An 18,429-nucleotide genomic window follows, 5' to 3' on the forward strand; every position below is an offset into this window, starting at 1 on the left:
AGAAAACCACAAACTGTGATTTTTATGATTTTTGTGATTAATAATGATCAGTGATCACAGATGAATTAATCATGCAAATCATAGTTTAGTTTTGAAAAATATTTATTTGAGATACTTTTACCAAGTTAAGATCAAGCTGCATTGAATAAGATTTCAAGAATAATTGACCGCAGATAAACGCAAATAAACGCAGATAAAGACGGATGAATTAATTAATGGATTTCATAGTTCTGTGCTGCTTTACATAAAATTGGTATTAGGATAATTTTTATTAAGTTAGCACAATTTTTCCAGTAAGATACAACCAGTTTTGCTTTTCACCAGGATTTGGCGATCGCGGTCAAAAAGTACAGAACCACAAGCTATAATGGTTTTACCTTGTTGATTGTGGCTATCCATATATGCTTGGGTGCGGGTATCAATTGTTTCGGCAATGGAGTTATAAACCTGATTTACCCAATTACTCCCAGTATTACTATCTAGACTTCTCAGATGTTTTAATGCTGCTTCTGCTGTGGGACTCTCAAAAACGGTTTGAATATCTGGAGAATTTAATCCTAGCATGGCACAATGGGCTGTGAGAATTTCCCGCCGACCATCGGCTAAATGATGATGTGTGTGAAAGATTCCCCCTGCTAGTTTCATCAATTTACCGTGATAACCAAATAATAAAATTTCTTTGACACCTAAGACATCAGCCGCAACTAACATAGGTCCCAACCAGTTAGCGGTTTTTACCATTTGTGCGGGGTTGATACCGAGTTTTTCAGCTAAATCTAAACCATTTTCGCCAATACAAAAGACTAAAGTGGAAAATTGACTGGCTTTTGCTGCTAAATCAGCGCGGAAATCTGCTAATTGATCTGGTGTACTTAAAGGTTGAGAAATCCCTGTTGTTCCTAGTAAGGATAGTCCTTCCACTACCCCAAAAGCAGAGTTAGAAGTCCGAGTTGCGAGCGATCGCCCTTCTGGTAAAATAATTGTTACCTTGATTTTTTCCGTCGGCGCTAATAATCGCTGTAAATTTTCTGTTATTAATCTCTGAGCATAACCATAAATCGCCGCTTTCCCCTCACCATTAAGTTGCTTCCCAATTCCCTCACCACCCTGAATAATTACCGTTTCTCCATCTCCTTCATACCATGTCACTACAGCCCAAATTGGTGTATTCTTCGTTAAATCTAGATTATCACCCGGATTACTACGAGTCATCGCCAAAGCCTGATTTTCCGATATTCCCGCTACTTGTTCAATGGGTATTTCAGCAATTTCCGCAGGTTCAATTAAGTCTACAGTAGTAATCTGCAAAGGTTGATGATGACGTAACCAATGCAAAGCCGCAACCGCAGCAGCACAAGCAAAAACAGGTAAAGTGTATCCAGAACTGGACATATTAACAATTTAAAATTAACAATTCAAAACTCAAAAAAATCTTACCAATTACCAATTACCAATTCTAAACCCCAACTTCAGATAATAAAACTTGCATATCTTCCCAAGAAATATCTTGTTGAAGATAACGGGGTGAGTCAGGATTATAAGGACTTGCTATGCGGTCAATTGTGATAATTGTAGCTGTATCTGGTAACACTGGAACATCGGGATCATAAGCAGTTGGACGCATCAAAGAACTAGAAAAGCCTTTAAACACGGCAATTTGATCTGGTTCATTATCAATTTCTACATTAATAATGAGAACTTCTTGGGATTTTTTAATTGTATATTTTTCCAGTCTTTTACTAATAGAGTTATTCATGCAGTCGGGACTATGATTTTTGTGATTAATTTGATGGTAAGCATTCAGCTAAAACCGGAATGTAAAGAAAAGTAAAATCGCCCAAAACCTCTTCATTCTTCATTCTTGCCTATTGCCTATTGCCTCTTACCTCTTGCCTCTTGCCTTTTGCCTCGCCATAACGACAATTTTCAACGCCAACCTACTTAATGTGAAGCTGAACGTCCATATTTGCCAAGTTTAACCGCGACAAAATAACTTAAATAAATTATGTAAATTCCTAAAGTAACTATGCCTAAAAATCCGAGGAAAGCAGGTTTGCTATTATGGTGAAAATAGTCTTTAAATAGTAATGGTGCTTCTAACCAAACGCTACAGTAAGGAGTTTTGAGAGCAGTTCCTGAAAAAGCACACCCCAAAAAAGGTATCAGCGCTATTGCTCCTAAACTACAATAAACTGTTGTTGCCCAACGCCAAGAAGTAAAAATCAATTTTAATGGACTATTGGGATAATAGTCAATTTCATCATTGATGTCTACCCAAAACCATAGCGATATAGGAATGAGAATTTGCGACATTAAAGCGGAGATGAAACTGACTCCGAAACCACCAATCATCAAGTACATACTAATAGCTAATAAACTAGCTACTCGCCAGTAAATCATTAATAAGTGCTGCATTCCTTCTGCTTTTTGTACAAATGTCCAAACCAGAAGAATTAATGGAATAATCAGCGTAAATAATAACGCCAGTCGGTAGTCCATCCAAACATAGGGTCTAAACCATACTTGTGTCATAAAGTCAATCAAAAAATAGAAAAATTTGTAGTCTCTTAATAACTGGACTTGATTCCAGCGTAAGAAACGGGGAGTTTATTCCCCGTCTGGTTCAAATCCGTTGATTAATGGTGCTTAAACCCATTGATATACCAAAAAATTATCACTTGATAAAACAGGTACAACTCCTGGTCTTAGTCTTCATACAGACGGCACTCATCTGCTTCTGGATTATCATCACAGTATTTCTCTAAAGAGTTTTTGGGTTTAATTTGACGTTTATGAGAAGCTTCAGCTTGTAATTCTTCTACAGCATCCCACGCCGCAGCACATTCAGGGGAGGTGCTACCTGAGATATCACATACAGTGCGAGCCTGTTCCACTTCTTCTTGGATTTTTTCTTGGATATCGTCATTGGCTTTTGTTTGGATATTAGTCATGATTTTGTCTCTTTATGTTTTGTTTATACTAGTATAGAAAAAGTTTGAAAATTGTAGTTTTCTGTCTCTGAGATTACTAGTTTTACACTTGTGGTGATAATTCTGGTGGGTAGTATCTCTCCAATAGGCTTTTTGCTCATTGAGCGAGATATATCTAGAGGATTATCCCATGAATATGATAAGCTGTTATACCTATAACTTGCATGATCTTCATTTTGAATACAGACTTGGGAGATTGCTTGTAAGCATTTTTTGAGAAATTGTTATTTAGTATACTGGCTCGTCCGTTGATTATTTACCTGCACTGACGATTCCCGACCATTGCACCTTTTTCTCTTTTTCTCGCCGATAGGAGAAGAAATGTTCTGGAGTTTGGAAAGTACAATAGGGAGCGATCGCCACTTGTTCTACACTAAATCCTAATTGTTCCAATTGTAAAGCATTGACCCGGCGCACGTCTAAACGCACCTTTCCCGGTTCTGGATCTCTCAGCAAAGGTGAATTGGGTAAATTGTGCAAAGCCGAAACAACTGCTTCTGGTTGACCATCTGGGACAATGGTACTGCCAATTTCCGCAGCCACTTCCACAGAGACTTGGTAAACCTCCCCAGCAATAGCCGGACCCATTGCTACTCGCAAATCTATTAAATTACTACCATGCGATCGCATTCTGGCGATCGCTTCAGGCACAATTTTCGCCGCTGTACCCCGCCAACCAGCGTGTAAAGCCGCCACCTGTCCGGTTTTGACATCGCCAATCAACACAGGTGTACAATCAGCAGAAGCTACCCACACAGCTTGCAAAGGTTGATGACTAATCAAACCATCTGCCAAGGCCAAATCATCATCACTGGTATTGACATGATCATCAACTTCCTGGGGAGTTAAAACAGTATTGCCATGTACCTGTTTCAAGCGATAAGCTAAAGCATCGGGTTGTAGAACCGGAGTTAGCTGATGAGGTAAGCGTGGCCAAAACTGTTGGGTAAAGAAACCATGAGACCAGGGTTCTAGAAGATTACAAGTTAAGTAAGGTAGACCTTCCCAATCGTGCCATTGCCAAGTGTGCATCTTTAACCAAACCTCAATAGACAATTAATAACCTTCAATCAATGCTACAGCAGGAGTCAGGAGTCAGGAGTTCAGGAAGAAGGAAGAAGGAAGAATAAAATTACCCAATGACAACCGACAACTGACAACTGACAACTGACAACCGACAACTGACAACCGACAACCGACAACTGACAACCGACAACTGACAAATGGTGGAATTTAATCAGCAACTTTTGGTAAATAGCTTAAAAGCAGAATATAAGCATCAAGATTTACCATTCTCTCTACATATTTTTAACACCTTATCCTCCACAAATCAAACCCTGTGGCAACTAATTGACCAAGGCGAAAAACCTGGCTCTGTAGTTATTGCCACCCAGCAAACCGCCGGCAGAGGGCAATGGGGTCGGGAATGGCAGTCTGATAAGGGTGGCTTATATCTTTCAATGGCAATAGCTCCTAATTTGGCAGCTACCAGCAGTTATCAACTTACCTTGGCTAGTGCTTGGGGAATTACAGCACAATTAAGAAAATTTCGTATACCTGTGGGCATAAAATGGCCAAATGATTTAGTATTAGATGGTCGCAAGTTAGGCGGCATTTTAACTGAAACCAAGGTCAATCAAGGACAAATCACTCAAGCTATCATTGGTGTGGGGATTAATTGGGCAAATCAAGTTCCAGAAACGGGAATTAATCTGCAATTATGGCAAAATTCCCAGAATTGTCAGATGTTTGATCACCTAGAAATCCTCACCTCACAGGTTTTAATAGGAATTAAGTCCGGTATAGAGTGTCTACAGACAGAAGGAATAAACATACTTTTGTCTCACTACCTTGATGTACTTACAAATATGGGTGATCAGGTTTATGTCAATAATTTTTTAGGTAAAGTAGTTGGCGTGACTCAAGAAGGTAATCTGCGTTTAAAAATGACAACTGATGATGCGAAAGCAACTTTAACACCAGAAATTTCCGTCCAACCGGGTACAATTAGCTTGGGTTATCGTCAAACTTCTGTTTCATGAGGAGGTGATTTGAGTGATACACAAGGCTGTTCAAGTTCGTATATATCCATCAAAAGAACAGGAAACACAACTAGCGCAATCTTTTGGATGTGCTAGATGGTGGTGGAATTATGCTCTAAATAAGTCAATTGAGACTTATAAAGAGACGAGTAAAGGACTTAGCCGTGCTGCACTCAACGCATTACTTCCTATTCTCAAAAAAGCAGAAGATACTATTACCGCAAGGCGGAAGTCAAAAGTCAAAAGTCAAAACTAATACTGAGCAAGCTTTTTGGCGATTGATAATGGTTGATTTATTTACGCCGTGTTGTACTATTTGGTTAGGTGATTGTTATCGACTTCGCTCAACACAAGGGAAAATTCAACTATTTCCGAAGGGAAGATTTATGGTATTGATTTAGGATTAAAACATTTTGCTGTTGTCACTAATGGTGAAAAGGTTGTCTTATATGATAACCCTAAACACCTTGCCAAGCAGGAAAAAAACCTTAAACGCAAACAGAAAAAATTAGCACGTAAACAAAAGGGAAGTAAATCAAGAAATAGATATAGAAAAGTTGTTGCCAAAGTGTACGAACGAGTTAGCAATTCGCGGCAAGATTTTCTACATAAACTTAGTTATAAGTTAGTCAGCGATAGCTAAGCTGTTATAGTAGAGAATCTATGGCTTCCTTCGATCGCCAAGCTTCGCTATCATGTCAAAGGCATGGTTCGTAATCACAATTTGGCAAAATCAATATCTGATGTTGGACGGGGAACATTCACTAATTTTTTAGCCTATAAGCTAGAACGTAAAGGTGGTAAATTAGTGGAGATTGATAGATGGTTTCCCAGTTCTAAGCTCTGTTCTAATTGTTTTTATCAAGTGAGTGATATGCCACTAGTACCGCAGGGCGGAAGTCAAAAGTCAAAACTAATGTACAGTAGGCTTTTTGGCGACTGAATATGGTTGCTTTATTTACGCCGTGATGTACTAGATGTCCGTGAATGGACTTGTCCTCATTGTGGTAGTCATCATGATAGAGATGGAAACGCAGCGATAAATATTAGAGTAGAGGGTATCAGAATCATCAAGGCGGAAGGTACAGCCGTCTCTGCTGTAGGAGGGAGGATAAGACCAAAACTCGGTCGAAAGTCTAAGTTGCGGCACTCCCCTATGAGTACAGAAGCCGACACTGTACTTGGTACTCCAAGTCAGTGTGGGTAGTTCACCCTTTATTACACACAACAAAAGAGAAAAAATGACGCAGCACCATAAATCTGCCCATAAAAATTTTTACTACGGCGGTACAAGTAAACGCCTTGCTTCTAGATTACCAGTACAAGGTATCTGTTTATTAAGTAGCTTCAGTCTTCTTAGCGGCGGGTTTGTAACTGCTCAATCGGACACTTCGTCAATAGACAATATTGTTCCTACTATTGAGAATTCTCAACCAACAGCAGTCACAAATCCAGTTCAGAAAGAAGCTGGTGTTTCCGAAACAGCGAAGCCACAACCAGATTTTTCTGTCCGCCGAGTTAATCTGAAAAAGAGGCTAAATAGCAAAGGTGTTGCTAAGAGTGAAGAGACTCAACCTACTGCTAGTGTGAGTGAAGTTGATTCTGTAATTAAAAAACTGCCAGAAGTCCCTCAGCAAAGTAATAATTCTCAAGACATTGTTAAGGATACAGAGAATAAACCCCGGGATTCCAACAGCGCTTACATTGATACGAATGAATATAAAAATGTAGGCGAAAGTAACTATGAACCACCTAGTTCTGTGGTGGTAACAGAACGTTCTAAGGGTTGTGGGGCAACGGTGTCTGCCACTTGCGCTAAATCTACACAAACTCCTGCTGTGGCTAAGTCTCAAGAATCATCACCAACTTGGCTGAAGAAAAGTGAAGTAGCGAAAGTAGTGACCGTCTCTGCACATAAAAAAGTAGGCTGGAAAACTATAACTGCAAGCAGTAATCAAAGTAAGAATGTGACTGAGGCTGTGGCTAGTAGTGTTAGCAAAATCAGTCCACCTCAAAATCAAAATAATTGGCGGATTTCCAGAACTAATACCATTAGTCATACCAAGGCGGCCTATCATGCTAATAACTTTATTCCTAGTCCTAGGGAATTTAGCACGACCAAGGTTAGTTCTACCCCTATTGCTCCCCAGGTAGGTAGTTTACCTGCGCCAATGATAGAGGGTAATGTTGCTCCTCGTCCGAGTATGGTGTCTTATGACTTCTCTTTGGCATCAGTTTTGCCAGAAGTTCCTTATACTAATACACTGGCTTATCGTGGTGCCAGTGGCGGTTCGGGAATAGTTTTCCCCCTGTCGGTGGCTGCACCAATTACATCTTTATTTGGCTGGCGTGTTCATCCTATCACAGGCGATCGCCGTTTTCACGCGGGGACAGATTTAGGTGCGCCCACAGGAACGCCAATTTTAGCAGCGGCTGGAGGTCAAGTAGAATCAGCTAACTGGTTAGGTGGTTATGGTTTGGCTGTAATCATTAATCACGGTTCTGCTCAACAAAGTCTCTACGGGCATATGTCAGAAATCCTTGTTCAACCTGGACAGTGGGTAGAACCAGGAACTGTTATTGGTCGAGTTGGTAGCACTGGCAATTCTACAGGACCACACCTCCACTTTGAAGTCCGTCACCTCACCCAAAATGGATGGGTGGCTGTTGACCCCGGTGTGCAATTACAAGGTGGTCTCAGCCAATTGGCACAAGGCACAGCAGGGGTGAAAACAGCCCAGGCTCGGTAGTTGGGCAGGGAGCAGGGAGCAGGGAGCAAGGGAGAAATTTCAGGCTCTATTCTTCAATTTCTTCCTCCGAACTCCGAACTCCTGACTCCTACAAATATCCGTTTTCTGTGAGGAAGGCGGTTGTAATTTCCTCTTGTTGGTGATTATTTCCAGGAGTTAGGAATTTTTCTACGTATTTACCCAGGATGTCTCCTTCTAAATTTACCCAACTTCCTGCTACTAAATGACTGAGATTGGTTTCGCTGTAGGTCAGGGGAATGACGGCGACTGTAAATTGAGATGATTCTGATTTGTATGCAGCTACGGTGAGGCTGATACCATTGACAGCAATGCTACCTTTAGGAACTATATAACGAGCGATCGCCTGTGGGGCAACAAAGGTCATTTCCCACGAACTAGCTGTTTGTTCAGATGTTATTAACTGACCAATTCCATCTACATGACCCATGACAAAATGACCGCCAACTTTACCGCCTACCCGCAGGGACGGTTCTAAATTAACGGATCTTTGTTGAGTTTCTTCTTGACCCAATGTGGTGCGGCGGAGGGTTTCCGGTGAAGCGGTGGCAATAAACCCATCTTTTAAGATTTCTTCAACTGTTAGACACACGCCATCTACTGCTACACTATCACCATAGGCTAAGTCCTGAATGAGCATTTTTGACTGATTAAGATAACTAATCTGCCACAAATCTCCCGTTACGGGTTTTATCGTTCCCAAACCTTGAATTAATCCTGTAAACACAGCTTTTGCAAAACTAATTTTATTTATTCCCTAATTTTGGCGGAAATTAACTAATAATTCTCGGAAAAAATGTAAAGCTTTTCCATTTTAATTTCTTTCCCAATTCTGGTAGATGAATATTAACATATTAACATCAATCCCCAGGCATACTTGAATCGGAAGATTAAAGAAGGATAAAATATGAAAGATAAATAAATTAGTTGTTAAGATGGTGTGAAATTAGTTTATTTATACCTAATTGCTAGTACACCACAGCAACAGTCAAATAACCATTAAAAATTCCTAAAAAGCTGGTTGAGTCTGCTTTTTTTAATTTTTAATTTTTAATTCTTAATTTGATGAAGAGTGTATTATCTGTTACATATTTCCAAGCGATTAAAGAACTTTAGAGGCTGAACCAATGATAGAAATGAAAGTCGCTGGTATAGCATTAGATGCGATCACCCGCAGCCCAATTGTACTTTTGAAGGATGGTTCAGATCGTCGCGCTTTGCCTATTTATATAGGTCAAGAACAGGCCAGAGCAATTATGGGGGCAATGGAAAATCAAAAGCCGCCTCGACCTTTAACCCACGATTTGATTGTGAATATGCTAGAAACATGGAATATGACTTTAGATAAAGTTATTATTCATACCTTGCAAAAAGACACTTTTTATGCAGCGTTGATTCTTCAGCAAGGGGATGTCAAAAAAGAAATTGATGCGCGTCCGAGTGATGCGATCGCTATAGCTCTCCGAACAAATACTCCGATCTGGGTCATGGAAGAAGTAGTAGCTGATGCTTCTATTCCCGTAGACCGTGATGCTGATGAGGCGGAACAGGAAGCTTTCCGCGAATTTATTTCTAATCTTCGTCCTGAAGATCTAATCAAGCGGTTTGGGAATGGCGACTAAACTAAATGAGGTTAGGAGTCAGGAGGAATCTTGACTCAACATGATTCAGAATTCTGTTGGGTTTCCTTAGGTCAACCCAACCTTTTATCGGTATCTTGGTACTAATTGGCATCAACATTTACAGTCAAGCTACCACTGATAGAAGAAAATCACAGTGTAGAGGCGCAAAGTATCGGCAAAAAGCAGCAAAATTTATGTTTAACTGAACCAGATTGAGATATAATTCATTGTCAATCAATAAAATCTCAAAACTTATTTTTTTGCATTCCATAAAAAAATTTGCCTTTTGAGTACATAATATGCAAAATCTGAACAAAGAAATCTCATAAAGCTGGCTGTGCAAAAGAAATAAGCCATATTTTTGAATATTATGGCGAATTTTTTTCTCTTTGCCCTGTTCCCTACCTATTACCGACTGGTAATTTAGCATAACAAGTACCGAAGAGCCAAAAATTTTTCAGAACAGGCACTACTTTTGATTAAATACGTCAAATACATTGAAGTTATTTAATATATTTGGATGTATTGGCACGAGATCCACAATTTACAGCAAAAACCATACAACAAAATACTCTTAACTTCTGACTTTTACTATATCATTGCCATAGTTTCAAATTAAAATGAGATTCAATTTCTATCCATTTGGTTTTCAGAAAATACTTAAAAAGTTATTTCTGCCTTTGTTTTTAATTTCCTTACTCATGGTTTTATGGGGAAACACCTTTACACCTGTAACAGCCCAAACATCACGTCAAGAAATTCGTGGTGTATGGATGACAAGTAATGATCTCGATATTCTTAAAGATAGGACTAAAGTTCAGGAAGCAGTCAAAAAACTGCAACAACTCAACTTTAACACTGTCTATCCCGTAGTTTGGAATTCTGGTTATGTCATGTATCCCAGTGAAGTAGCCAAACGTCTAGAAATCCAACCATTTGTATTTCAAGGCTTAGATGGACATGATATTCTTGCCGATTTAATTGATCAAGCCCATCGGCAAAACTTACTAGTAATTCCTTGGTTTGAATTTGGGTTTATGACTCCTCCCAGTTCAGAATTAGCCATGAATAAACCAGAATGGTTAACACGCAAAAAAGATGGGACTCAAACATCTATTAGTGCCGGCGGAGAGGTTTCATGGTTAAATCCATTTCATCCCCAAGTCCAACAGTTTATTAGTGATCTTCTAGTAGAACTTACTCAAAAATATAATCTTGATGGTATTCAGTTTGATGACCATACAAGTTTACCTTCGGAATTTGGCTACGATAAATATACAGTTGCCTTATATCAACAAGAAACCAAAAAAACGCCACCAAGTGATCCTCAAAACCCAGAATGGGTAAATTGGCGGGCAAATAAAATTACAGAATTCATGGTGAGACTGAATCAAACAGTTAAACAAATCAAACCGAACATGATTTTCTCTGTCTCACCTAATTACTATAATCATGCCTATAAATTTCAACTCCAAGATTGGTTGAACTGGGTACGATTAGACATAGTAGATGAGTTAATTGTGCAAGTTTATAAGGAAAATTTAGATCATTTTATTGGCAAGCTTTCCCGTCCAGAAATGGAAGAAGTAAAACAAAAAATTCCTGCGGGAATCGGTGTTATGGCAGGTTTAAGAACTAAACCGGTATCAATGCAACAGATTCAATCTCAAGTCCGTGCCGCCCAACAACGGGGACTGGGTGTGGCTTTTTTCTATTATGAAAGTCTTTGGAATACTGCACCAGGAGCATTAAAAGAACGTTTGGCTGGATTTAAAAGTTTATTTCCATATCCTGCATCCCGAACGGCTGTAGAATCAAGAGGATGGGAAAGACAAGTAGAATTAACCCCAGAGGAAACAAAAGTAGAGTCAATGCCAGGAGAAACAAACCTCACTGTTACTGACCAAATACCATTTTAGTCTGTGAACGCAGAAATCAGAATTGATCATTTAACTGATTTTTTCTGGTTCTTTAATTTTAAAGTTTCAACAGGGATGGCAGATTTAGGAATTAGTTTGCAAATAATCAATTGCGGCTAATAATTTGTTAGGATAACCTTCAGCAAATTTTTCAAACCATATTCCTTCTGATGACAATGGATCTAATTTATCTAACCATTGTTCAGCAGATTTTTGTAAAGCTGCTTTTTGTTTAACTTGAAGTTTTTCTTGACGAATTTTCTCCTGTGTTAATTCTTGTTGTTTTCGCAGTGCGATCGCCGCATCTTTTGCTAAAATATCAGCTTGTACATCTGCTAATAAGTTGTTGACAAATACATCTGACTTAGGATCAGGTGAATGAACAAATTGAATAGGGGATAACCTATTTTCTGGTTTTGTCGGGTTGGATTGGATATATTCGGCTTTATTTTCCGCCAAATCAGCTTGGACTTCTGATAACAAATTATCTATGAATACATCCGATTTTATTGTCGGTGAAATCAATTTAACTGGGGTTAAATGATTTTGTGGTGCTGTGGTTTTCGGTTCTGTATATTCAGTTTTGAGTTCAGCTAATAGCTTGTCAATGGAATCCATATTTGTAATTCCTCAAAGAGATAAGATCCCCGACTTCTTTTTTGATCTTATCAACAAATTATGAATTGATATAAAAAGTGGGGGATCTACTTTTTTAATTTTTAATTCAGATTTTAGATTGGGACTTTTCGGTAGAGGTTTCCCGCCCCTTCAGGACGGAAGTAATCAAAAATCACCAATGTGGAATCAATCCAAAATCTGTTGATTTCCGCGGAGCGGTGCTAGTCAGTAATGGCATTGAGCAAAACTTCTGATAAACTCATATCTTCCATCTCATCCATTGTAACGGTGTCGCAAATATCAAACTTAGCACCTGCACTTTGCAAATCATCATCCAATATTTTCAAAAAGCGGGTAGCTTGAGGATCATTACCGACTTGGATAAAAGAAATAGCTAATTCTTCATCTCTATCCAAACGGCGAGAAACTTCAATAATTACCTTCATGACAGCTTTACGATCATCTGGTTCACCGTCAGTAACTACTAAAATTGTTTCTCCGTTGGGTTTAGTTGTACCGGAGGCTTTACGTTGCAGATAATCATCGGTAGCGTGTTTCAAAACCCCAGCTAAATCTGTTGTTCCAGAAGGATCATTTTCTGTGAAAATTTGTGTTACTTTGGCAGATGTGACATTTTCATAACGTTTAAACTTTCCAGAAAACAAATAAACAGTAATACCATCTGGATCAAATTGTTCACATTTACTGGCTAAGGCCAAAGTAGATTCTTGTGCTGTTGCCCATCTAGTTCTCCCACCTTTTTGATCTGGGGTAGCCATGCTACCGCTTTTATCAATAATTAAGGTGTAATCACGGTTTTCTAGCATGACTAAACTCTCCAGATTTGAGAAATTTTTGTTAATTAATCAGTGATGGCATTCATTAAAACGTCAGCCAAACTCATGTCTTCTAAATCATCTAAAGTTACGGTATCACAAATATCGAATTTAGCACCAACACTTTGTAATTGATCATCTAAAGCTTTCAGAAATTTGGTGGCTTGAGGATCTGAACCAACTTGAATCATGGAAATTGCTAATTCTTCATCTTTTTCCATTTGTCGAGTTGCACTGATGATAATTTCAAATACGGCTTTGCGATCATCTGGTTCACCGTCAGTAATGACTAAAATGGTTTCTCCATTAGGTTTGGTAGTACCGGCAGCTTTGCGTTGAAAGTAGTTATTCAAGGCATCTTGAAGTACACTTCCTAAGTTGGTTGTCCCGGCTGGATCATTTTCCTGAAATATCTGGGCTACTTTGGCAGCGGTAACGTTCTCATAACGTTTAAATCTGCCGGAAAATACGTAAACTGTAATGCCATCTGGATCAAATTCCTCGCACTTTCTGGCTAAAGCAATGGTAGATTCTTGGGCTATCTGCCATCTAGTTCTCCCGCCCACTTGGTCGGGTGTGGACATACTACCACTTTTGTCAATAATTAAGGTATAGTCACGATCGCTCATCATAATCTTCCTATTGTGATTTTTCTATCTCTAGTTTAACCATTAAAATCCAAATATAATTCATCAGTCTTTATCTGCGTTTATCTGCGTTCATCTGCGGTCAATTATTCTTAAATTCTAATTCTATGCAGCCTGACCTTAATCACGAATTACCAGCTTTTGCTTTCGGATAAGCAATCCGTTTGTGATGAAATTGTTGCCAAACATCCACAAATATTTGGGCAATTTTTGGCATTTCCTCTCTTGTCAAGCCCGAATCTATTAATTGTTCATCTTGCCATTTGGCTTTGAGAATATTATTCAGCATATTCAAGGCTTTTTCTGGAGTAGCATCTTTGAGACTGCGTAATGCGGCTTCACAAGAATCTGCCAACATGACAATGCCTGTTTCCCGTGATTGGGGGATGGGACCATCATAACAAAAATCGGCTTTATCTACTATAATATTCGGGTTTTCTTGGGCTATTTGTTGGGCTTGGTGATAGAAATAGGCGATCGCCATTGTGCCTTGATGTTCGGGAATAAAAGCCTGAATTGCCGTTGGTAAACTGTGTTTCTTGGCCATGACTAACCCTTCTGTCACGTGCTTTTTAATTAACTCAGCACTTTGCCAAGGATCTTTAATTTCTGTTTCATGTTTATTGGGACTGCCGATTTGATTTTCAATAAATCCCAAAGGATCGTGCATTTTACCAATATCATGATACAGAGTTCCCGCCCTGACTAATTCTACATTACAACCCAATTCTTTAGCTGCGGCCTCCGCCAAAGTAGCCACTAATAAAGTATGTTGAAAAGTTCCTGGGGCTTCTGTTGCCAAACGCTTTAATAATGGGCGATTAGGGTTAGCTAATTCCGCCAAGCGGATGGGAGTAATCACATCAAATAGTGTCTCCAGATAAGGACTTAAACCCAAAGCCACCACACTCCAAGACAAACCAGATACAGCAAATAAACCAGCTTCTTGGAAGATATACCAACCCGAACCAAAAACCCCGCCAGTGAGGATTTTTAATAATAAGAATACACCACCTTGGGTGAGAGCAGTGACAACACCTAATAAGGCTAATTCTTCACGCGATCGCAATCTATGGGCTATATAACTACTTAACATCCCTCCTCCAGCCCCAGCCAACAATACTAGCATATTTGTATCTGTGGTAATTGGTAGGATCAGCGACAATAACCCTACCACCGTTATGCCTACGGTTGGTCCATAAAAACTGCCTAATAATAAACCAATTGCACTCCAAGTAGTATAGGGCAAACTGATTGCCAATACTCCAGGAACACTCAGAGTCAGCAGGAGAACTAATAGGCGATCGCGTTGTCGTAAATAATTATGACTTTTTCTTTCCAACCACACAAAAACCCGAATTCCTCCAGTCACAACCATTGCTACAACTGTTAAACCCAGCCAATTCACCTGTCTGCCAATCATGCGATAATGTTCTAATATCTGAAATTTACCAATTGTAATTTGTTCTCCTTTACTAACAATTACCTCTCCTTTTCTGATCTGCATCATCACAGACGGTATTTTATCAGCTACCTGTTGATCCTGTTGTTTAGTTTGGGCCTCATCTTGTTTAATATTTGGTTGTAATACCGCCAGCAATATATTTTTTGTTAATGATTCAGCTTCAATAGGTACAGATAATTCCACTTGTAAACTAACTGCATTATTCAAAATAGATTTGGGTAATCCAGCCGATATACCTTGAGCCAGAATTCGCTCGGCAATTTGACGAACTCCAGTTTGCATTTTTAACCAATCATTATCAGTTAAATCTAAAATCACAGATTTTGTATAAATTCTTTGAATCTGTTGATTTTCTAGCTGTGATACTTTATCTAGGGCTTGATTATATCCTTGCCTAATTTGGGATATTTGGGTAATTAGTTCTGAAAAATCAGCCTCTAAAGCAGTAAATTGATAAGCTTGTAGTTCTGACAACGCTTGAATAAACGACGCTTCATCACTATGATTTCCATAACTAGGCAACGATACGATCGGAACATTTGATGAATTAGATGAAGCAGAGGACTTTCTGCCATTTATTGAATTTTGCGGCATTAACAAAAATTGGGAATTTTGTTTGCTTAAATTTTGGTTTCTATTAGTTTCTAAAGTTAATTTAAGCTTTTGCCATTCTGATTCAGGCAAATTCCTCAAATAACGTTGAGTAGGAATTGATAAAACTGAAGTAGCAGAAAACGGAAAAATACCAACTATTCCTCGCAGTTGATTACCTGTATCTAAAATTTCTTCTAAATGCTCATTAATTTTATCATTGATCTGGTTATCAATCATCAAAACTGGCACAGACCTATCTATAGCATCTTTGCGTTTCTGTTCTGTCTCTTCTCGGTTTTCAATATTATCCGTGTAGGGGGCAATAAATGTTTGCAAGGCAATATTATCAACTTTCATTCTTGGCTGGTTATATAAATCATGACCCACCACACTTGTCAATGATAATACTGCTAACACCAAAATTATTGAGGAGCATTTTTGGTGTAACCATCTGAAAATAACTTTATCAACACCACCAGTTTTTCTCACGAATTTAGTAGTTGATGTTTGTGTTTGTCCCCGTTGACCTTGTTTTCCTTGATGGCTATTTGCTGATAAATATAGAAGTAGATTTTTGAAAAAATTCCTATGCAGCTTATGTTGATGCTTTCCTTTACGGAATAGCACTTTATACTGTCGCTGCCATTGCTTTAATTGCTGACTCAAGGACTGCAAAAATTGCTGCGTTTTCATCTTTCCTACCGCGAAATACCCCAAGTATGGCTGATGCCTCCGGCACACTACCCAAGCTGTGTAATAACTTAAGAAGAGATAGAGGTTCGTATTTGACCCCCTTCAGAGTTAAATACGACAGTCTTCAAATTTACTGCCCAATTAATTTCAACGTCTACGAATAATATGAGGAGCAGCAAAAACAGTATACCGTGTCTCTACACATTCGCCAAAATGATCACTAAAGTCATATACTCCAGCCCATGCCGCCATCATTATATCGGCTAATTTTAACATCTGGTTAAAACTGTGAAGTCCCCATACAGGGGAATTGGTGACGGAGGAGGAAATTTGCCAACTTACAGGTATACCAACCGTACTGTTATATGCACCTGATAATCCTCCAGCAATTGCACCTGTAATATCTGGACTGGCAAAATCGTGATTTTGATTAGCTCTTAATATAGTTAGAGAAAAGTCTTCTAAGGTACTCAGAAAGCAGTAAACAGCTAAACCAATATTACTAGTTAATTGTTCTGGACTACTTAATTCCCTGATTGCTGTTTCTAGTCCTACACCCTTTTTTAATAAATCATTGACTTTTATTAATTGTTGTGGTAATGAAGTTGATGTTCTATCTAAAAAACTCACTGTTTCCGAAATTAATGTGCGGGGATTAAGTTTTTCATTCAGGGATTGAGCGATCGCATATCCTATGATTAAACTAGCATCTCTCACCATCGGCTCATCTTGCCACTTGCATATTTTTTGCAGTTCTAAAATATTTTCTCGCATTTTTACAGGATTTTCATGAAAAAACATCACCACCGGTAATGTAGCGAGAATCATTTGTCCCCAAGAATTAATATTTTTTTCTAATTTAATATCTGCCGCTTCTTGACGCTTCAACCAGTCCTCTACATCCAACTTACCCAAACTAATTAAACTTTCCGTCCCCAAAACCGCAATCCTACCCAAATTAAAACCATTCGGGTTAGATAAACTCTCTCCTAAAAATGCTCCGAGAATTGTCCCCCTCACCCGATTCACAAGAGAATAACGCATAATTTTTAACTGGTAATAGGTAATTGGTGATTGGTGATTGGTAATTGGTGATTGGTGATTGAAATAACTCTTTCTTCCCTCTTCCCTCTCTCTCTTCCCTCTTCCCTCTTCCCTCTTCCCTCTTCTCTGTCACCTGTCACCTGTCACCTGTCACCTGTCACCTGTAACCTGTCACCTGTCACCTGTAACCTGTCACCTGTAACCTGTCACCTGTCACCTGTCACCTGTCACCTGTCACCTGTCACCTGTTACCTGTCACCTGTCACCTGTCACCTGTCACCTGTTACCTGTCACCTATTACTGCCTTAAATAATACACCAGTGCTTCCAGACCCAACAAATAGCTTTGAGCGCCAAAGCCACTGATTTGGCCAATTACCACTGGTGCGATATAAGAATGATGACGGAAATCTTCCCGACGATAAATATTACTCAGATGTACTTCAACAGTAGGTAAATTAACAGCAGCGATCGCATCCCGCAAAGCCACACTAGTATGAGTGTAAGCCCCAGCATTAATCACAATCCCCTGATGCTTTCCTAATGCCCCGTGAATAGCATCTACTAAAACCCCTTCATGATTTGACTGCATAGGCAACACCTCTGCTTGCAGTTCCATTGCTTTGGACTCTAACAAGCGATTAATTTCTGCCAAAGTCAACGAACCATAAATCCCCGGTTCCCTAAGTCCCAGCAAATTTAGGTTTGGCCCATGCAGCACAAGAATACTTAAACCTGGCAAATTCAACTCCCACACCTTAGAAATTTTAGCGACGGCGCATAGAACGCTCATGTACAGGAATCGGAATCAGTTCCGGTTCCGCCTCTGGACCTAGCAGACTGTCAATTAACTTTCGCGCTAATTCTTTCAGCTTTTCCAGCACCTTTTCTATATAATCCATTAAACTGACCGCTCCTGAGATACTACCTCAATTTTATTTAACCGGGTCGCACAAACTGGCGTATTATCGCACTTCTAGCCTCGACAGGGTTGACACATTTCTACCAGTATGATATCTCTTACTGGAGAATTTTAATTTTGTGTTTTCCCTTACTTATTAGATTATCACATCCATCATTAGTAATGGGTAATTAGTGATAGGAATTCGGGAGTCAGGAGTCAGGAGTCAGGAGTCAGAAGGAAGAAAGAAGTAAATAAATAAATTTATACCCCTGCTCCCCTGCTCCCTGC

General features: G+C 39.2%; 16 protein-coding genes and 1 pseudogene. 5 read left to right on the forward strand and 12 right to left on the reverse strand.

What is annotated here, in order from left to right; genetic code table 11:
- Positions 1-276: 276 nt before the first annotated feature.
- From cbiD to pgeF, 5 genes are all read right to left on the reverse strand, one after another.
- Positions 277-1,392, reverse strand: a complete 1,116-nt coding sequence (gene cbiD, locus IQ226_RS02290) for a cobalt-precorrin-5B (C(1))-methyltransferase CbiD (protein ID WP_193891574.1) — start codon at positions 1,390-1,392, stop codon at positions 277-279.
- 64 nt (positions 1,393-1,456) lie between these two features.
- Positions 1,457-1,756, reverse strand: a complete 300-nt coding sequence (locus IQ226_RS02295) for a hypothetical protein (protein WP_193891576.1) — start codon at positions 1,754-1,756, stop codon at positions 1,457-1,459.
- 185 nt (positions 1,757-1,941) lie between these two features.
- Complete coding sequence (locus IQ226_RS02300; RefSeq protein WP_193891579.1) at positions 1,942-2,532, reverse strand: DUF3177 family protein; 591 nt, start codon at positions 2,530-2,532, stop codon at positions 1,942-1,944.
- Between the two features lie 173 nt (positions 2,533-2,705).
- Positions 2,706-2,951: a Calvin cycle protein CP12 gene (locus IQ226_RS02305; protein WP_193891582.1), complete on the reverse strand. Its 246-nt coding sequence runs from the start codon at positions 2,949-2,951 to the stop codon at positions 2,706-2,708.
- Positions 2,952-3,242: 291 nt separating this feature from the next.
- Positions 3,243-4,022 carry a peptidoglycan editing factor PgeF gene (gene pgeF / locus IQ226_RS02310; protein WP_193891629.1) on the reverse strand — a complete coding sequence of 260 codons (780 nt, stop codon included), beginning with the start codon at positions 4,020-4,022 and terminating at the stop codon, positions 3,243-3,245.
- A 191-nt stretch (positions 4,023-4,213) separates the two neighbouring features.
- Here pgeF and IQ226_RS02315 point away from each other — a divergent pair, with 191 nt between their 5' ends.
- From IQ226_RS02315 to IQ226_RS02330, 3 genes and pseudogenes are all read left to right on the forward strand, one after another.
- Positions 4,214-5,032: a biotin--[acetyl-CoA-carboxylase] ligase gene (locus tag IQ226_RS02315; protein WP_193891585.1), complete on the forward strand. Its 819-nt coding sequence runs from the start codon at positions 4,214-4,216 to the stop codon at positions 5,030-5,032.
- 13 nt (positions 5,033-5,045) lie between these two features.
- Positions 5,046-6,239, forward strand: a pseudogene (locus tag IQ226_RS02325) (RNA-guided endonuclease TnpB family protein).
- Between the two features lie 34 nt (positions 6,240-6,273).
- The gene (locus IQ226_RS02330) at positions 6,274-7,782 is read left to right on the forward strand and encodes a M23 family metallopeptidase (RefSeq protein WP_193891588.1); all 1,509 of its coding nucleotides are present in this window, start codon (positions 6,274-6,276) and stop codon (positions 7,780-7,782) included.
- 88 nt (positions 7,783-7,870) lie between these two features.
- Here the strand turns inward: IQ226_RS02330 and IQ226_RS02335 are convergent, their stop codons facing one another.
- Complete coding sequence (locus IQ226_RS02335; RefSeq protein ID WP_193891591.1) at positions 7,871-8,527, reverse strand: riboflavin synthase; 657 nt, start codon at positions 8,525-8,527, stop codon at positions 7,871-7,873.
- 400 nt (positions 8,528-8,927) lie between these two features.
- On the opposite strand from IQ226_RS02335, the gene IQ226_RS02340 reads away from it, so the two are divergent.
- Positions 8,928-9,422, forward strand: a complete 495-nt coding sequence (locus tag IQ226_RS02340; protein ID WP_053540609.1) for a bifunctional nuclease family protein — start codon at positions 8,928-8,930, stop codon at positions 9,420-9,422.
- Positions 9,423-10,042: 620 nt separating this feature from the next.
- Positions 10,043-11,341, forward strand: coding sequence for a glycoside hydrolase family 10 protein (locus IQ226_RS02345; protein ID WP_193891594.1), 1,299 nt, complete (start codon positions 10,043-10,045; stop codon positions 11,339-11,341).
- Between the two features lie 84 nt (positions 11,342-11,425).
- On the opposite strand, the gene IQ226_RS02350 is transcribed toward IQ226_RS02345, so the two are convergent.
- The 6 genes from IQ226_RS02350 to aroQ form a co-directional block, all read right to left on the reverse strand.
- Complete coding sequence (locus IQ226_RS02350) at positions 11,426-11,959, reverse strand: salt stress protein, Slr1339 family (RefSeq protein ID WP_370567065.1); 534 nt, start codon at positions 11,957-11,959, stop codon at positions 11,426-11,428.
- Between the two features lie 221 nt (positions 11,960-12,180).
- Complete coding sequence (locus IQ226_RS02355) at positions 12,181-12,786, reverse strand: VWA domain-containing protein (RefSeq protein ID WP_193891597.1); 606 nt, start codon at positions 12,784-12,786, stop codon at positions 12,181-12,183.
- A 35-nt stretch (positions 12,787-12,821) separates the two neighbouring features.
- Positions 12,822-13,427, reverse strand: a complete 606-nt coding sequence (locus tag IQ226_RS02360) for a VWA domain-containing protein (RefSeq protein ID WP_193891600.1) — start codon at positions 13,425-13,427, stop codon at positions 12,822-12,824.
- Between the two features lie 139 nt (positions 13,428-13,566).
- Positions 13,567-16,194, reverse strand: coding sequence for an HD family phosphohydrolase (locus IQ226_RS02365; protein ID WP_193891604.1), 2,628 nt, complete (start codon positions 16,192-16,194; stop codon positions 13,567-13,569).
- Between the two features lie 147 nt (positions 16,195-16,341).
- Positions 16,342-17,238 (reverse strand): ADP-ribosylglycohydrolase family protein, encoded by an 897-nt coding sequence (locus IQ226_RS02370; RefSeq protein ID WP_193891607.1) that lies wholly within the window; start codon positions 17,236-17,238, stop codon positions 16,342-16,344.
- Positions 17,239-17,535: 297 nt separating this feature from the next.
- Positions 17,536-18,030, reverse strand: a complete 495-nt coding sequence (aroQ, locus tag IQ226_RS02375; RefSeq protein WP_193891609.1) for a type II 3-dehydroquinate dehydratase — start codon at positions 18,028-18,030, stop codon at positions 17,536-17,538.
- Positions 18,031-18,429 lie beyond the last annotated feature (399 nt).

This window comes from Dolichospermum sp. LEGE 00240 (assembly GCF_015207875.1).
Taxonomy (GTDB): Bacteria; Cyanobacteriota; Cyanobacteriia; order Cyanobacteriales; family Nostocaceae; genus Dolichospermum; species Dolichospermum gracile.

What these genes read in the sequence shown, in the direction of transcription:
- cbiD (WP_193891574.1), bottom strand. Translation starts at nt 1,392, where the DNA reads ATGTCCAGTTCTGGATACACTTTACCTGTTTTTGCTTGTGCTGCTGCG.
- pgeF (WP_193891629.1), bottom strand. Translation starts at nt 4,022, where the DNA reads ATGCACACTTGGCAATGGCACGATTGGGAAGGTCTACCTTACTTAACT.
- IQ226_RS02315 (WP_193891585.1), top strand. Translation starts at nt 4,214, where the DNA reads ATGGTGGAATTTAATCAGCAACTTTTGGTAAATAGCTTAAAAGCAGAA.
- IQ226_RS02300 (WP_193891579.1), bottom strand. Translation starts at nt 2,532, where the DNA reads ATGACACAAGTATGGTTTAGACCCTATGTTTGGATGGACTACCGACTG.
- IQ226_RS02360 (WP_193891600.1), bottom strand. Translation starts at nt 13,427, where the DNA reads ATGATGAGCGATCGTGACTATACCTTAATTATTGACAAAAGTGGTAGT.
- IQ226_RS02305 (WP_193891582.1), bottom strand. Translation starts at nt 2,951, where the DNA reads ATGACTAATATCCAAACAAAAGCCAATGACGATATCCAAGAAAAAATC.
- IQ226_RS02295 (WP_193891576.1), bottom strand. Translation starts at nt 1,756, where the DNA reads ATGAATAACTCTATTAGTAAAAGACTGGAAAAATATACAATTAAAAAA.
- IQ226_RS02345 (WP_193891594.1), top strand. Translation starts at nt 10,043, where the DNA reads ATGAGATTCAATTTCTATCCATTTGGTTTTCAGAAAATACTTAAAAAG.
- IQ226_RS02350 (WP_370567065.1), bottom strand. Translation starts at nt 11,959, where the DNA reads ATGGATTCCATTGACAAGCTATTAGCTGAACTCAAAACTGAATATACA.
- IQ226_RS02370 (WP_193891607.1), bottom strand. Translation starts at nt 17,238, where the DNA reads ATGCGTTATTCTCTTGTGAATCGGGTGAGGGGGACAATTCTCGGAGCA.
- IQ226_RS02365 (WP_193891604.1), bottom strand. Translation starts at nt 16,194, where the DNA reads ATGAAAACGCAGCAATTTTTGCAGTCCTTGAGTCAGCAATTAAAGCAA.
- IQ226_RS02330 (WP_193891588.1), top strand. Translation starts at nt 6,274, where the DNA reads ATGACGCAGCACCATAAATCTGCCCATAAAAATTTTTACTACGGCGGT.
- aroQ (WP_193891609.1), bottom strand. Translation starts at nt 18,030, where the DNA reads ATGAGCGTTCTATGCGCCGTCGCTAAAATTTCTAAGGTGTGGGAGTTG.
- IQ226_RS02355 (WP_193891597.1), bottom strand. Translation starts at nt 12,786, where the DNA reads ATGCTAGAAAACCGTGATTACACCTTAATTATTGATAAAAGCGGTAGC.
- IQ226_RS02340 (WP_053540609.1), top strand. Translation starts at nt 8,928, where the DNA reads ATGATAGAAATGAAAGTCGCTGGTATAGCATTAGATGCGATCACCCGC.